Origin of the sequence: Shimia sp. NS0008-38b (genome assembly GCF_040370365.1) — a bacterium.
In the GTDB taxonomy this organism is placed as follows: Bacteria; Pseudomonadota; Alphaproteobacteria; order Rhodobacterales; family Rhodobacteraceae; genus Shimia.
The window spans coordinates 992,543-1,007,665 of record NZ_BAABWQ010000001.1 but is presented as its reverse complement, the minus strand read 5'-3'; the positions used below and the strand labels follow the sequence as shown (position 1 = coordinate 1,007,665).

The window sequence follows — 15,123 nt, the reverse complement described above, 5'->3', positions numbered from 1 at the left end:
GAAAATGGTATCAAATGGATCGTAGAATCAAGTTCCGCCACCTCGAAGCCTTCGTCGTGATTGCACGGGCCAAGCGTTTGAAACGTGCTGCAGAGCAGCTGAACCTGACACAGCCTGCCATCTCGAAAACCCTGCGCGACCTGGAGGAGATCCTGGGAGTCACCTTAATGGCGCGGGACCGGTCCGGTGTGCGGTTAACACCTGAAGGCAAGGTATTCCTACAATACGCCGAACAGAGCACCGCCGCCCTGCGCCAAGGGATCAACAGTATTGCGTCCTTAAGCGAGGCAGGCGGGCATGTTCTGAAAATTGGCGTGCTGCCCAGCGTTGCGGCGCAGATCTTGCCCAAAGCAATTGAGGCGTTCCGTAGTCTTTCTCCTGATACGATCCTGCATGTGGATGAGGGCTCCCACGGCTTCCTGACGGATTGCCTGCGTAGCGGAGAGCTTGATCTTGTCGTTGGTCGATTGGGCAATGCCGAGTCGATGCGTGGCCTTTCATTCACCGCGCTTTATGCGGAGAGTGTTGTTGCAGTCGTCGCGCCTGACCATCCCAGACGTGATGCGACACGGCTTGAGCAGATTGAAGACGACCTGATCATCTATCCCCCCGATGCGGCCGCTATCCGGCCACTCTTGGCGCAGCTGATGCTGTCGCGGGGGATGGCTTTGTTTGGTGACAGGATCGAATGCGTTTCAGGTGCGCTGGGACGGGCGATGACCCTGGGGACGTTGCACCCGGTCTGGTTTATCTCGCGCGGGGTTGTGGCGGATGACTTAGATGCGGGGCGACTTGTGGCTTTGGACATCGACATGCGCTCCACGGAAGGCGCGGTTGGGATCATGGCCCGGTCTGAGGAAAATACATCTGCTCTAGCGGGTCTATTTCGCGCCGCTCTATCGGACGCAACGGTCTCTCTGGAGGCAATGAGGTAGCCCGAATGGGGCACTCACTTTTTCTGCAAATTTCGTCAATTTCACAATAAACCATTGATTTAGTTGTGTTATAAATGTTCATTGACTGAACTGTTCTTTCTTGTGCTTATTTACCTCAGGGAGAGAGCGAATGATTCTACAGGATATGTCTGTTGCCGTAACCGGTGCTGGAAGCGGCTTGGGCGCCGCAACCGCCCGTCGATTTGCCAAGGCTGGCGCTGCTGTTGCATGCTTGGACCTCAGCAAAGAGGCCGCGCAAAGCGTCGCAGCCGAAATTTGCGGGTCCGCCCATGCGGTTGACGTCTCTGACAGCGCTGCCGTTGAGGCTGCTTTTCTTGAAATTGAGGCTGCGCAGGGCACTCCCCGTGTGGTTGTCAATTGTGCCGGAATCGGCACAGCGGCACGCATTCTTCCGCGTGATGGCAGCTTATCCATCGACAGTTTTGAGCAGGCGATCCGCGTCAACCTTCTGGGCACCTATACAGTCATGAATATCGCAGCGCGTGCGATGGCTGCTGCTGATCCGATCGGCGCTGACAATGCCCGTGGCGTGATCATCAACACCGCGTCCGTCGCCTTCGAAGACGGACAAATCGGGCAGGCCGCCTATTCGGCTTCAAAGGGGGGAATCGTTTCGATGACCCTTCCCGCCGCCCGAGAACTTGCGCGCTTTGGCATCCGGGTTATGGCGATTGCGCCCGGTCTTTTTGAGACATCCATGAGCGCTGGCCTGCCAGATGATATTCGCGCCGAGATCCTCAAGGCTGTCCCATACCCATCGCGTATGGGCGACGCCGACGAATACGCGCAGCTTGCACAAAGCATTGTTGAGAACCCAATGCTGAACGGAACTGTGATCCGTCTCGATGCGGCAGCGCGCATGCCAATTAAGTAAGGAAGATTTTGTGACAAAGCCCGAAGCCAAAGACACCGTGTTGCTCGTAGATATTGATGGACCTGTTGCGACGCTGACGATGAATCGCCCCGCAAAGCGAAACGCCATGTGTGATGAGCTGCTTGATGCGATTGATGCGTTCTTCTCAAAGCCGCCCAAAGGCGTGCGTGTTGTGATCCTGACGGGTACGGCTGGTCATTACTGCTCTGGTTTGGACCTCTCAGAACATGTTGCGCGCGATGCAGAAGGCACCATGCGCCATTCGCGCAATTGGCACCGGGTTATGGATGTGATCCAGATGTCCGGTCTTCCGGTTGTGTCTGCGATGTTCGGGGCTGTCATTGGGGGCGGGCTAGAGCTTGCCGCCTCTACCCACGTGCGCATCGCAGAACCGTCCTGCATTTTCCAACTGCCCGAGGGGCGCCGTGGTATCTTTGTTGGCGGTGGCGCTACAGTTCGGGTTGGCCGCATCTTGGGCGCGGACCGGATGTGCGAAATGATGCTGACCGGTCGCAAATTCGGCACCGAAGAGGGGCTCGCGATGGGCCTCACCCATTACGCCGTTGGAGAAGGTGAGGCGCTTGCCAAGGCCCGTGAACTGGCCAATGGCATCGCCCATAACGCGTCTTTGTCCAATTACATGATGATCCAAGCGATCAGCCGCATTTCAGACATGTCGCGCAGCGACGGTCTCTTCACCGAAAGCCTTGCAGCCGCTGTCTCTCAGACCAGTGCAGACGCCGAAGAGGGCCTCAAGGCATTTCTCGAAAAACGTAAACCCGTCTTTCGCTGACACCGAAAGCAAAGTTGCTGACCACGTCATTTTAGGGAGGAAACCAAATGACCAATATGACCCGCCGTACGGCAATTGCCTCAATGGGCGCAGCGCTTGCGACACCTGCTCTGGTTTCGCGTGCAAGTGCGGCAGAAGTAACGCTTCGTCTGCACCACTTCTTGCCACCTGTCGCTCCGATGCATTCGCGCTTCTTTGAAGTATGGGCTGCCGAGCTTACAGAAGCATCTGAGGGCGCTATCGAAGTTCAAATTTTTCCAGCGATGCAGCTTGGTGGAAGACCGCCGCAGCTTGCCGATCAGGTGCGCAACGGCATTTGCGACATCGCGTGGACACTGCCGGTCTATACGCCAGATCGCTTCCCCGTAGCGGAAACCATGTCGAACCCATTCATGGTGACAAATGCGGAAAAGACATCCGTGGTGTTGCACACTTTGATGGATGAATTCGGCGCAGATGATTACCGCGGCATGAAGCCTTTGGCTTTCCACACGCATGATGGTGGCAAGCTGCACACGCGCGATGCTCCGGTGCTGAGTGCTGCTGATTTGCAAGGATTGAAACTGCGTGCGCCGAACCAGGCAACTGGCGAGATGCTTGCGGGCTTTGGTGCCGAGGTCGTTTTCTTCCCGGTAACTGAGATGGTCTCCGGCTTGTCTAGTGGCGTCATCGATGGCTGTTGCCTGCCGTATGAGGTTGTGCCGGCGTTTAAACTGCAGGAACTGACATCCTTCACATCCGAACCAGCAGAAGGTGCACGTGGCCTTTATGCCAACACGTTCTCGCTTTTGATGAACGAAGCGAAATATGAAGGTATGTCTGATGACCTGCGCGGCGTCATCGACGCAGCATCAGGCATTGATCTGTCCCGCCGCATTGGTGCGCAGTTCGATGGCTTTGAAGCCTACGGTCGTGGCGTTGTCGAAAAGCAAGGCAATACGATTGAAACCATCCCAGCCGAAGAAATCGCAAGCTGGGTAGAAGCGGCGTCACCAGTTCATGACGCTTGGATTGGCAAGCTCAATGACAAAGGCCTTGATGGCGCAGCGATCATGGCACGCGCCAACGAATTGCTCGACGCAGGCTAGTAAAATGTCTGAGATATTTACAGACTCAAAAGAGGGGCCCCGTGCCCCTCTGATCACCTTGTTGCACCGAATTTGCGTTTCCAGCGCAGCTGTCGGTGGATTGGTCATTTTTGGCGCGGCCTTCTTTGTGACCTTTTCCATAGCCAAGAGTTTACTCGGCTTTGGAGCGATGCGGGGCGAATTTGAACTGGTGGAGTTGGCATGCGCAACATGCGCCTCACTCTTCCTACCGCTTTGTCAGCTCACCAAAGGCCACGTCATGGTTGATGTGTTCACCGGTTGGCTGCCGGGCCGAGTGAACCAAACCGTGGATGCCGTCTGGACCCTGCTCTTTGCAATCGGGTGGGCCTTCGTTTGTTGGCGACTCTTTCATGGTCTTTGGGAGGTGCACGGATATGGAGACCGCACAATGTTGCTTCGCGTTCCGGTTTGGTGGGCCTATGTGCCAGCCGTATTTGGATCCGGACTGTCCGCTTTCGTTGCGGTTGTTCAAAGCTTGTCTGACCTAATGCCGCGTCTTGCAAGAAAAGTAGGTGCCTGATGGACCCTTTCGTCTTCTCAATCGTTCTTATCGTCGGACTGTTTGTCCTCATCTTTATGAGGATGCCGATCGCGCTGGCGATGGCTCTGGCGGGTGTCGTTGGCTACATCCAACTCAGTTCTTTCGCGAGCTTAAAATTCTATCTGAGCACCGCGTGGGTCGACAAGTTCATGTCATATGACTTTGCCGTCATTCCTCTGTTCATCTTGATGGGCCATCTGGCGACGAAATCTGGAATTTCGGCATCGATTTTCAATGCCGCGCGCGCTTGGATTGGCCATATGCGGGGCGGCCTTGCCATGGCTGCAGTCGCAGGTTGCGCGCTGTTTGGTTCAATTTCCGGGTCTTCGCTGGCCACCGCTTCGACGATGACGCGTGTGGCCATGCCAGAGATGCGCAAGCACGGGTTTTCGGGCGCCTTGTCGGCGGGGTCACTTGCGGCCGGCGGGACGTTGGGCATTCTGATACCGCCCTCGATCGTTCTCATCATCTTTGCGCTGCTGACAGAACAAAATATCGTCAAACTGTTTCTAGCGGCGACAGTCCCCGGCGTCTTGGCCGTTGTCGGCTTCATGATCGCGATCTCGATCTACGTTCGCCTGTTTCCGGAAGAGGGGCCAACGAGTGAGCGGTCCAATTTCTCGGAGCGTATCCGCGCCATCGGAGAAATCTGGCACGTCTTGGTCATTTTCACCGTTGTTCTGGGCGGCATATATGGTGGCCTGTTCACCCCGGCCCAAGGTGCATCTGTGGGTGTTGTCCTGACGCTTGTCTTGGGGACTTTGAAAGGCGGGCTTACTCTGCGTTCGGTTCTGGAAAGCCTCATTGATACGGCGGGCACCAGTGCGATGATTTTTGCCATCGTGTTTGGGGCGGATCTGTTTAATGTCGCGCTTGCCCTCAGCCGCATGCCGCTGGATGTTGCGCAATACTTTGCGGCCTCTGAGATCGCACCGATGCTGATCTTGCTGGCAATCGTGGTGTTCTACTTGGTCATGGGCTGCTTGATGGATAGCCTGTCGATGATCCTTCTGACGGTGCCGGTTTTCTTCCCAACGGTGATGGCGCTTGATTTTGGTTTGTTGCCAGAACAGCAGGCCATGTGGTTCGGGATCATCGCGTTGGTCGTGGTGGAGATGGGGTTGATAACCCCCCCTGTGGGCATGAATTTGTTTGTGATCTCAGCGATGGCAAAAGACATCCCGATGAAACAGATTTTTCGAGGCACGGTGCCATTCATCTTGGCCGAGTTTGGTCGTATCGCGATCCTAATCAGCTTTCCGGCGCTCAGCTATTGGCTGGTCGACCTTGTGATGAACTAGGAGAAACACATGCCGCTTTCGAAAACCAATGCGACTGCTCCCAAGGCGCCGGGAACTTCGGTAAGCGATAAGCTTTTGCGTCAGTTTATAGGCTACAGAGTGAAACGTGCCAATCTGTTGATCCAAGACGATATGGCCAAGACGCTTGAGCCGTTTGGCCTGCGCACCGGCACTTTTTCCACCCTTGCAGTGGTCATTTCTAGCCCGGGGATTTCCCAGTCCGAATTGTCTGATGTTTTGAATATCAAACGCTCTGGCGTGGTTGTGGTGGTGGATGAACTTGAACGCGCGGGGGTGCTAAAGCGCAAGCCTGTCAAAGGGGATCGTCGGACCAATGCGCTTACGGTTACGGCAGCAGGTCGGCGCCTTTGGGACAAAGTCGAAAAGGCTGTGCAAGACCATGAAAAGGCACTTTTCAACGGCTTAGCCCCAGAAGAGATCGCGACGCTTCACGATCTTCTGGCGCGGGCGACCATGAGCCCAAAATCGGACTTGGAGAAAAAACAATGATTGATAAGCAGACCGGCCTCAACCTAGTGCCTCACAAAGTCGGCATGGCGCGCGTGGGGAGCGATCTGATCATGACGTCAAAAATCCCTTTGGGCAACGTTGTTGACCGGACTGCGGACTGGCTTCATCACTGGGCTGAGACAACGCCTGACAACGTCTTTCTGGCCGGGCGGACGGAGACTGGCTGGCAAGAGGTTACATTCAAGCAAGCGCTGCAAGCGGTGCGCGGCATCGCGGCCTCATTGGGCGCGCGCAATATGGGTCAGGACACACCGATTGTGATCTTGTCCGGAAATTCGGTCGCTCACGCGTTGCTCTCGTTCGGTGCGCAATACGCCGGTGTTCCGACGGTTCCATTGGCCGAACAATACTCGCTGATCACCGAAGCGCATGGTCGTTTGACCTATGTATTGGACAAGGTTTGTCCGTCAATGGCCTTCACAGAGGATGCTGGGTTATTTGCCTCCGCTTTGTCCTTGCCTCAGTTGGAGGGGGTGGAAATTGTTGCGGCCAAGACCGAGGGCGCGCCGGGGGCTGTGACGTCTTTTGCCAGCCTCATGGAAGGCGACGCAAGCCAAGATGTAGATGCGCTTTTGGCGACGACCGGCCCTGATACTGTAGCCAAAATTCTCTTCACGTCGGGCTCATCTTCTGACCCGAAAGGGGTGTTGACGACGCAGCGGATGATGTGTGCGAACCAGGCTCAGATGTCCGCCGTGTTGCCGTTTCTAGCAGAACGCGCGCCGCGCATCTGCGATTGGCTGCCGTGGAACCATGTTTTTGGTGGATCGCATAATGTGAACATGATGCTCGCGCACGGTGGCACGCTTGTCGTAGATGATGGCAAGCCTACGAAGAAGTATTTTGATCGCACCGTTCGAAACATTATCGAACGCCCCGGCACACTGGCGTTCAACGTGCCGGTTGGATTTTCCATGCTGGTTCACGAGATGGAAACCAATACCGAGTTGCGCGAGGCCTATTTCCGGGACTTGGATATGATCTTTTATGCCGGTGCGTCGTTGCCGCAAGATGTCTGGACCCGGCTAGAGGAAATGGCGATTGAAGTGCGCGGCCGCCTACCATTGATGATCTCAAGCTGGGGTATGACCGAGACGGCCCCTGCCACCATCATGGTACATGAACCGATTGGCCGCTCTGGCGTGGTTGGAGTTCCGTTGCCCGCGACCAAGGTCAAGCTGTCGCCAGATGACGAAATGCGCTGTGAGTTGCGTGTCCAAGGCCCCAACGTCATGACCGGCTACTACGATGATCCGACCAAGTCCGCCGAAGCCTTCGATGACACAGATTTTTTGATTACGGGCGACGCCGTGCGCTTTGTCGATCCGGAAGACCCGAACCGGGGTTTGGCGTTTGATGGGCGCGTGTCTGAGGACTTTAAGCTCCTTACGGGCACGTGGGTGCAGGCGGGCAAGCTTCGCCTTGAGGCGCTGGATGCGTTGCGCGGCTTGGTTCAAGATGTGATGATTTGCGGGCATGATCGAGATGCAATCGGGCTTTTTGTCTTCCCTCGTCCTGATCAGGTGCACGGTGATAACACATCAGAAGGTGCCGTTATTGATCCGGTGCTGCAAAGCCAAATCGACACCCGCTTGGCCGAAATGGCAAAAGCCTCATCTGGGTCCGCCAAACGGATTTCACGCGCGATCGTTTTGGCCGAACCTCCGTCATTGAAAGACGGAGAGATTACAGACAAAGGCTCGCTCAACCCGCGCAAAATCATGATACGTCGGGCGGATTTGCTTGAGCGGTTGTATGACAACGAAGACCCAGCATTGATCCGGGTATGAAGAGGACGACATGGTAGATTTTGCAAACGTTCGAGCGATTGATTTCCACACTCACGCCGAAGAGGCTTGCGGCTGTCACACCGATGACGGGTATGATGAACTGCAAAGCACGATGGCCAAATATTTTGGCGCACCGTGGCAGCATCCCCCCACAATCGATGAAACAGCCGCACATTATCGTGACAAGAACATCGCGGCTGTGATTTTTCCGGTCGATGCCGAACGGGAAACGGGCTACCGGCGCTACAACAACTACGAAGTTGCCGACGCTTGCGCCAAAAACGATGATATCCTGATCCCTTTTGCCTCGATTGACCCGGCCAAAGGCAAACTTGGTGCGCGTGAAGCCCGTGACTTGGTGGAAAACCACGGCGTCCAAGGCTTCAAATTCCATCCCACGATGCAAGGATTCTACCCGAACGACAGATCCGCCTATGTGCTCTATGAAGCGATTGCAGAATCCGGCAAGCCAGCTTTGTTTCACACTGGGCAGACAGGCGTGGGCTCTGGTATGCCGGGCGGAAACGGAATGCGGCTGAAATACTCGAACCCGATGTATATGGATGATCTGGCTGTGGATTTCCCTGACATGCCGATCATTCTCGCGCATCCGTCCTTCCCATGGCAGGAAGAAGCGCTTTCGGTCGCACAGCACAAGCCAAACGTCTACATCGACCTGTCCGGCTGGTCTCCGAAATACTTCCCGAAAATCCTTGTCCAATACGCGAACCGGATGCTGAAGCACAAAATGCTCTTTGGATCGGACTGGCCGATGATCGCCCCGGAAAAGTGGCTGGATGCCTTCGATCAGTCAGATTTCCGCGACGAAGTGCGCCCCCTTATCTTGAAAGAAAACGCCATGCGCTTGCTGGGTGTGACGTCTTAAGAGGCTGATATGACGAAGTTCATTGCCCCAGTCGACGATATCCTTCTATCGCTTGAAAAGGTTGCTGGCGCGGACCGTTTGCCCGAGTGGGACCGCGACCTTACGTCCGAAATCCTCTCTCACTTCGGCGCCTTCGCCGAAGGGGTGATCGCCCCTTTGAACGAGAGGGGTGATCAGCAAGGTTGCCAGTTGGAAAATGGCCGGGTCCACATGCCAGATGGCTTTAAAGATGCGTTTGAGCAGCTTGCCGAAATGGGCTGGCAGGGGCTGACGGCCCCCGAACACCACGGTGGTATGGAGCAAAGCGCCCTTGTGGCCGCAGGGGTGTCCGAGATTTTCTCTGGTGCAAACCTGTCGATGCAAATGGTCTGCAATCTTGTGCCCGGCGCGATTTCCACGCTGCGCCGTTTTGGCAACGCTGAACAACAGTCGGAATGGATTCCCAAGCTGGCCGCTGGTGAAGCCTTGTCGACCATGTGCCTAACGGAGCCGGGTGCCGGGTCTGACCTGTCGCGCATCCGCACCAAGGCCACACAGGACGGGAACCGATGGTTTCTTGAGGGAGAGAAGATTTTCATCTCTGGGGGTGATCAGGATTTGAGCGATGATATCCTGCATCTGGTCCTTGCCCGCACCGGCGCAAAGGAAGATGGCGTCAAAGGTTTGTCCTTGTTCTTAACCAGCAAAAAGCGGGCAGGGGCCTCCATTAAGATAACACGTATCGAAGAAAAGATGGGACTGCACGCCTCACCTACCTGTCAAATGGCATTTGATGGCTGCCCTGCGGAACTGATCGGCGAAAAGGGCACGGGCTTGAGTGCCATGTTCGTTCTGATGAACCACGCCCGTTTGGATGTGAGCCTACAGGGCGTCGCCCATGCTGCACATGCCCACCAGATCGCCAAAGCCTACGCCAGTGAGCGTAAGCAGGGGCGCAGGCCAGATGGATCTGAAGCGGTTCTGACGGATCATGCTGACGTGCGTCGCATGCTGGATCAGCAACGCTGTCTCGAAATTGGTGCACGTGGCATGGCGCATGTGGCGCTTGTTGAACTGATGCGAGGTGAACGGCCTGCTTTGGTTGAATTTCTGACGCCACTTTGCAAGGTGTTCTGCACAGAGGCAGGTATTTCTGCGGCCAATCTCGGTATCCAGATCCTTGGCGGGTATGGCTATCTGACCGAATATGGGTTGGCGCAGACTTGGGCGGACGCGCGCATCACCGCGATCTACGAAGGTGCGAATGGCATCCATGAACTGGCTGTTGCTACTCGGGGCTTGCGGCAACAGGGTGGTGCTGGAGCGGATGCTTTCGATGCCCTTATCGCAGAGCTGACGGACAACCCCACCGTTCTTGAGCTTCGCCAGGTTTGGCGCGCGGCACGCGACACGGTGCGCGACGCTGACGATCCTACGGTCTTGGCCCATGATTTCAGTCAGCTAAGTTGTGCCTTGTTCCACCGTGCGATCTGCGCGCGAATGGCTGATGCCACGTCTGATCCTGAATATGTGAGACTGCGCGACTTTGCTTTGTCTCGCCACGTGCCTGTCAGCACAACGCTGGTTTAATCAGTGAGGTGTCGGACTGCATTGATCTGGCATTTTGAGGTGACATAGACATTTGGCTTACTGGATTGTCACGTCTTCGCTGCGGCAGCAATGTAGGTTTCATTTCAAGCGCCTGTGCCAGCGGTTATTCGTAACTGTTTTATGTATGTTCTCGAAAGCCGCACATATGCACACCTCCGGTGAGCGACGCGCGTGTTGTAGTCGAATGGGCAATCATCTTGGTCAATCTGGAACTTCTATGAGGCAGCTCACATTGCCAGAGACCGCATAAGATTTCCGAGAGTCGCCGTATTGGCTTTCGAATTTCTAGAAGGGCTGAAAGGACAGAAATGCAAAACGGCGCAGTCAGGATACCGCACCGTTTTGTAATCGCTGTAGATACTTAGGTCAGATTGTCTGATGTCAGACCCTGCTTAGTGGGTTTCGGTGGCCAGCGTCACGTCAAATTCCACATGCAGAAATGGCTCCGTCACTTTCCCAGACAGCGTCATGCCGTCCGGGAACGCGGAGGCTGGTTTTGTTTGGTAGGTCATAACAAGATCATCGCGGACGCCAAACACTGTGTCCTGATCTAAGTAGGGGTCATCTTCGGGGAAAATCTCGGTGACCAAAGTGCGATAGCCTGGGGCTTTGATGATGTAGTGCAGGTGCGAAGGCCGCCAAGGATGGCGACCGCAGGCGCGTAGAATGTCTCCGACCGGGCCGTCGGATGGCACGGTATATTCTACCGGCTTCACGGTGGTAAAACGATAGCGACCATCATCGCCTACAGTCATCAGCCCATGAAAAGAGAATGTATCCTGTTCGTCATCCTGACTGGCATACATTCCATTGGGTGCGGTTTGCCAGATGTCGAGTTCGGCTCCGGCGATCGGGTTACCTGCCTCGTCTTTGATCATGCCTTCTGCCAGCAGAACGGGCCCCCCGTAGTGGCGCTTCATATCGCCGCCGATGGCAAGCGGCGGGGCACCGGACACGTGGAACGGCCCGAGCACGGAGGAGCTGGTTGCTGTGGGGCTTGAGTGCAACATGTCGACCAAGGATGACAGGCCCAGAACGTCAGAGGCCAGCACAAATTCGTGGCGGTCTTCGGTTTCAACCGCGGCGCAGCCTTCGAGAAAGGCGATGCCGGCCCGCCATTCATCGTGGGTTAGATTTGTTTCGCGGGCAAAGTCGTGGATGTGGCGCACAAGCGCCCCCATGACTTCGCGCACACGCGGATTGGTGTCCTCTGACAGGTAACCCATAAAAACGTCGGTGATGTTGTCTTTGGTAACAGTGCGCATGTGATGGCTCCTTAGGTGAGAGCAAGGCTGAGAATGGGGAATGCGATCAAGATGAACAGAATGACAAGCATGACGAAAGCAAACGGCAAGGCGCCCATAAAGACGTCTTTGAGCGAGATTCGGTCATCGTTGATTGTGGATTTGATGACAAAACAGGAGATCCCGAGCGGTGGTGTAAGCAATCCAATTTCTGCGCCGACCACTGTGATGATGCCGAACCAAATCAATGACATGTCCAGCGCTTCGGCCAGTGGTAGAAACAGGGGCACGACGATCAAAATGATTGACGCGGTGTCCAGCAAGGTTCCGAGAAACAGCATCAGAAGGACATAAAGCAGCATAATGCTCCAAAAAGACGAGGTGTTGCCCGCCAAAAGGTCCTGCAGCTGATTTGGCAGTCCAGCCATGCCAAGCATTCGGCTGTAGATGGACGCCGCAGTTATCAGAAATAGGATGGCTGCCGTGATGTGGCCGGTTTCCAAGAGCGCATCCCAGAATGCCCGACGTGACATTGATTTGCGCACCACAGCAATCAGCAGAGCGACCAAAGCGCCAGTGGCGCCTGCTTCAACCGCCGTCAGCCAGCCTGTGTAAATACCGCCAAGTACAATGGTAATCAGTCCCAAGGTCGGCAGGGTTTTGGAGGCGATTTCCCGCGCCGACATCCATTCAGTGTCAGCCACAACCCGCCCGCCGACAAAATTGGGTGTGAAGCGCCCCATGAACCAGATTGCGCCGACATATGCGACGGCCAAGAGAATTCCGGGAATGACGCCAGCTAGGAACATATCGCCGACCGATTGCTCAGCAACAAAGGAATAGATGATCAACATCGCAGAAGGCGGAATGATCATGCCGAGTACAGATGAGCCGGCCACAACACCGACGGCGAAACGCGGATTGTAATCTTGGGCCATCATTTGCGGCACCGACACTTTGGTAAACACCGAGGCTGAGGCGATGGACGATCCCGTGACGGCGGCAAACACCGCGTTTGCCCCAACTGTGGCCATACCGATGCCGCCTTTGACTTTGCGAAACCGCATGGTCATGACTTCGTAGATGTCTTTGCCCAACCCTGCCTTTGAGACGATGAGCCCCATAAAGGTGAACAATGGAATGGTGGCAAAGCTGTATTCCATCGCGCTGTCGCCGACCGCAATTTTCAGCAGGTTCAAAGCAAGCGTGAAATTGTCTCGCATGATCCAGATGGATAGGAACGACACGACTCCCAATGCCACCGGAATATAGACACCAGAGTATATCAAGAAAACGATGGCAATGACCGAGATCAGGCCAATTTCGATCGGGGTCATTTGGACGCCTCATCATGTTCGGGGGTGCGGATCAATGTGGGACGATCTTCGGCGCTGACAACTTTGAATATGAAAATTAGAGACGACAACGCCGTGCCGCTCGCTATGACCAACTTGACGGGCCACCAAGGCAAGGTGAACAGCCCAGGCACGCCGAAATAGTCCTGCGTGTGCCACATGTGCAAAAACTCAGGGAACGTGACATAGGCGATCAACCCAATGAAAATTGCAGAGACCGCATTGATGATCCGACGCATGTTTTTTGCGAGTGCCGGGCGGCGGGTGTGAATGACCCCAAGAAATCCGTCGGAGCGGGTGAGCCGGTCCACGCGCACAACGTCGGGCAGCTGCAAAAACACGATCATCACCACCGAAAACTGCACAATTTCGTAGGTGCCACGTAGGGGGGCGTCAAACAGACCTCTGGCGATCACATCGACGTTTAGAATGACCACCAACGCCAACACAACAAGTGTGCCCAAGGCGTTGGAGGTTATGGCAAATGCATTGGCGACCTTAGACAGGCCAGTGACAGCTGACTTTAGCATTTTTTCGGGCCTCTCTTAGGTCGCCAGAGCTTTGGTTACTTTGTGGTCCAGTCACGCACGCCAGTGTGGCCTGCATCCGCAAGTTTCCCGAGGTAAGCTGCAAGCATTGCTGTGCCGTCTTCACCGTTGCCGTTCAATGTTTCAGCCCATTCCTGAGCCACGTTTGGCATGGCATTGGCCCAAGCCGCACGGTCCTCAGCTGACAGTTCCACAATTGTGCCGCCCGCGGCGACATATGCATCACGCGAAGCCGCTGCACGATCCATTGCAATGCCTGCGACATGGTCGCGATAGTCGATGGCAACCGCTTTCAGGACCTCTTTGACACCATCAGGCAGCTTGCCCCAGTAGTCGGCGTTCACCGTCACCGTCTTGGAATTCACAGCGCCAAGGTCCGCGCGCAGCATAAAGGGGGCGACCTCGGCAATTTTGAAGGTTTTGGCGGCTTCTGGCCACAGCATTGCGCAATCCACCAGACCGGTCTGAAGCATGTTGTAGAAATCGGTCAAACCGCCACGCACCCCAGCGGCATCTTTGATGCCTTCCAGATAGCGCAGGTTCAGGCCCGCTCCTGCGATTTTGCGGCCTTGGAGGTCAGACACCGAAGACACTTCGTCAGAACAGAATACTTGGTAGGTGTCCAACACAACGCCGGTTGCCAAGTAGACTTGGTTTTGGGCCGCAAATTCGTTTTGCATGGCGGGGAACTCACGCGCGACTTCGTCCACTGCTTTGGCCACAGCACGGGCATCTGTTGCAACAAATGGAGTCGACCCTGAAATCCCCTGGCTGGGCAGTTTTGAAGAGTGGAAAATCGTGGTGACAATGCCGATATCGCCGAGGCCAAGCTGAACGCCCTCAAGCACGCCCTTTGGTTTTACGATCGACCCGCCATAGTTTTCCTGCCAGTTCATCTTGTATGCGCCGGTTTCCGCCAGATGGCGGTCCACCTCTGGGATGAAGAAATTCGAGAATTCCTTTACCCACAAAGCACGGTCCGGATAGCCATCGATCACAACGGCCGATACGCTTTCCTGTGCGGCCGCAGGCATCGCCATAACGGCGGTCAGTGCAGCGCCGATTAGGCTGATTTTGGTGCGTTTCATCATTTTTTCCTCCCAGAAAGTCGGACCCTGAGGTCCTTTTGATTACACTTCGCCGGTCTTGACCCAATTCACTGTCAGAGCCGTGCCGGCCGCTTCAAAAAGTTTGGCAATCGCACAGTACTTCGCCGTTTCCGCCCCCACCTTGGCCAGCTCCTCCAAACTGGCCAAGGTGGAGCAATTCACCGTGAGTGTGATTTCGGGAAACGGGATATCGATTTCTTCTTCCATCAACACGCCGCGGCGGTCGAATTTGCAGTCTGCATCTATGGTCACTGTGCCGAGGTCGACACCCAGACGCTTGGCGTTCTTGTGGCCAATCACATTGGTACAGGCAATCAGCGCAGTCAGCGCGGTTTCTGTTGGGGTCGCGCCCATGTTTGTGCCCCCGCGCTCTGCGGGTTCGTCGATTGTGACGTTCAGATCGCGGATCGGGATTTCCGTGCGCGCAGATGTCGGACACTGGGCAGTGGTCCGATATGTCACGACGGTTTTCATTCGAATGGCCACGGGTTTGCCT

The 15,123-nt window shown here is 55.5% G+C and carries 15 protein-coding genes; 10 read left to right on the top strand and 5 right to left on the bottom strand.

All coding sequences use genetic code 11. The features are described from left to right. Window positions 1-14 precede the first annotated feature (14 nt). The 10 genes from pcaQ to ABWV47_RS04835 all read left to right on the top strand — a co-directional run bounded on the left by pcaQ (window position 15) and on the right by ABWV47_RS04835 (window position 10,350). Window positions 15-935, top strand: coding sequence for a pca operon transcription factor PcaQ (pcaQ, locus tag ABWV47_RS04880; protein WP_353308938.1), 921 nt, complete (start codon window positions 15-17; stop codon window positions 933-935). 130 nt (window positions 936-1,065) lie between these two features. Next, window positions 1,066-1,830 (top strand): SDR family NAD(P)-dependent oxidoreductase, encoded by a 765-nt coding sequence (locus tag ABWV47_RS04875; protein ID WP_353308935.1) that lies wholly within the window; start codon window positions 1,066-1,068, stop codon window positions 1,828-1,830. Window positions 1,831-1,840: 10 nt separating this feature from the next. After that, entirely contained in the window at window positions 1,841-2,623 is a 783-nt protein-coding gene (locus ABWV47_RS04870; protein ID WP_353308933.1) for a crotonase/enoyl-CoA hydratase family protein, read from the top strand. A 47-nt stretch (window positions 2,624-2,670) separates the two neighbouring features. Further along, complete coding sequence (locus ABWV47_RS04865) at window positions 2,671-3,711, top strand: TRAP transporter substrate-binding protein (protein WP_353308931.1); 1,041 nt, start codon at window positions 2,671-2,673, stop codon at window positions 3,709-3,711. A 4-nt stretch (window positions 3,712-3,715) separates the two neighbouring features. Then, the gene (locus tag ABWV47_RS04860) at window positions 3,716-4,252 is read left to right on the top strand and encodes a TRAP transporter small permease (protein WP_353308928.1); all 537 of its coding nucleotides are present in this window, start codon (window positions 3,716-3,718) and stop codon (window positions 4,250-4,252) included. Beyond that, window positions 4,252-5,574 carry a TRAP transporter large permease gene (locus tag ABWV47_RS04855; RefSeq protein ID WP_353308926.1) on the top strand — a complete coding sequence of 441 codons (1,323 nt, stop codon included), beginning with the start codon at window positions 4,252-4,254 and terminating at the stop codon, window positions 5,572-5,574. The genes ABWV47_RS04860 and ABWV47_RS04855 overlap by 1 nt, the downstream gene beginning before the upstream one ends. A gap of 9 nt (window positions 5,575-5,583) precedes the next feature. Beyond that, a complete protein-coding gene (locus ABWV47_RS04850) occupies window positions 5,584-6,084 on the top strand; it encodes a MarR family winged helix-turn-helix transcriptional regulator (RefSeq protein ID WP_353308923.1) in 501 nt (166 codons plus the stop codon). Then, the gene (locus ABWV47_RS04845; RefSeq protein WP_353308921.1) at window positions 6,081-7,895 is read left to right on the top strand and encodes a feruloyl-CoA synthase; all 1,815 of its coding nucleotides are present in this window, start codon (window positions 6,081-6,083) and stop codon (window positions 7,893-7,895) included. The genes ABWV47_RS04850 and ABWV47_RS04845 overlap by 4 nt, the downstream gene beginning before the upstream one ends. Before the next feature lie 10 nt (window positions 7,896-7,905). Next, window positions 7,906-8,781 (top strand): amidohydrolase family protein, encoded by an 876-nt coding sequence (locus tag ABWV47_RS04840; protein WP_353308919.1) that lies wholly within the window; start codon window positions 7,906-7,908, stop codon window positions 8,779-8,781. A 9-nt stretch (window positions 8,782-8,790) separates the two neighbouring features. Further along, the gene (locus ABWV47_RS04835) at window positions 8,791-10,350 is read left to right on the top strand and encodes an acyl-CoA dehydrogenase family protein (RefSeq protein WP_353308917.1); all 1,560 of its coding nucleotides are present in this window, start codon (window positions 8,791-8,793) and stop codon (window positions 10,348-10,350) included. Between the two features lie 413 nt (window positions 10,351-10,763). On the opposite strand, the gene ABWV47_RS04830 is transcribed toward ABWV47_RS04835, so the two are convergent. Genes ABWV47_RS04830 through ABWV47_RS04810 form a run of 5 tightly spaced genes read right to left on the bottom strand, consistent with a single transcriptional unit; the run spans window position 10,764 to window position 15,113 of the window. Continuing rightward, window positions 10,764-11,636, bottom strand: a complete 873-nt coding sequence (locus ABWV47_RS04830; protein ID WP_353308914.1) for a dioxygenase family protein — start codon at window positions 11,634-11,636, stop codon at window positions 10,764-10,766. Between the two features lie 11 nt (window positions 11,637-11,647). After that, window positions 11,648-12,952, bottom strand: coding sequence for a TRAP transporter large permease (locus tag ABWV47_RS04825; protein ID WP_353308911.1), 1,305 nt, complete (start codon window positions 12,950-12,952; stop codon window positions 11,648-11,650). Continuing rightward, a complete protein-coding gene (locus ABWV47_RS04820) occupies window positions 12,949-13,500 on the bottom strand; it encodes a TRAP transporter small permease subunit (protein WP_353308908.1) in 552 nt (183 codons plus the stop codon). The genes ABWV47_RS04825 and ABWV47_RS04820 overlap by 4 nt, the downstream gene beginning before the upstream one ends. Before the next feature lie 35 nt (window positions 13,501-13,535). Then, window positions 13,536-14,606, bottom strand: a complete 1,071-nt coding sequence (locus ABWV47_RS04815; protein WP_353308906.1) for a C4-dicarboxylate TRAP transporter substrate-binding protein — start codon at window positions 14,604-14,606, stop codon at window positions 13,536-13,538. 42 nt (window positions 14,607-14,648) lie between these two features. Next, complete coding sequence (locus ABWV47_RS04810) at window positions 14,649-15,113, bottom strand: OsmC family protein (RefSeq protein WP_353308903.1); 465 nt, start codon at window positions 15,111-15,113, stop codon at window positions 14,649-14,651. Window positions 15,114-15,123: the final 10 nt, after the last annotated feature.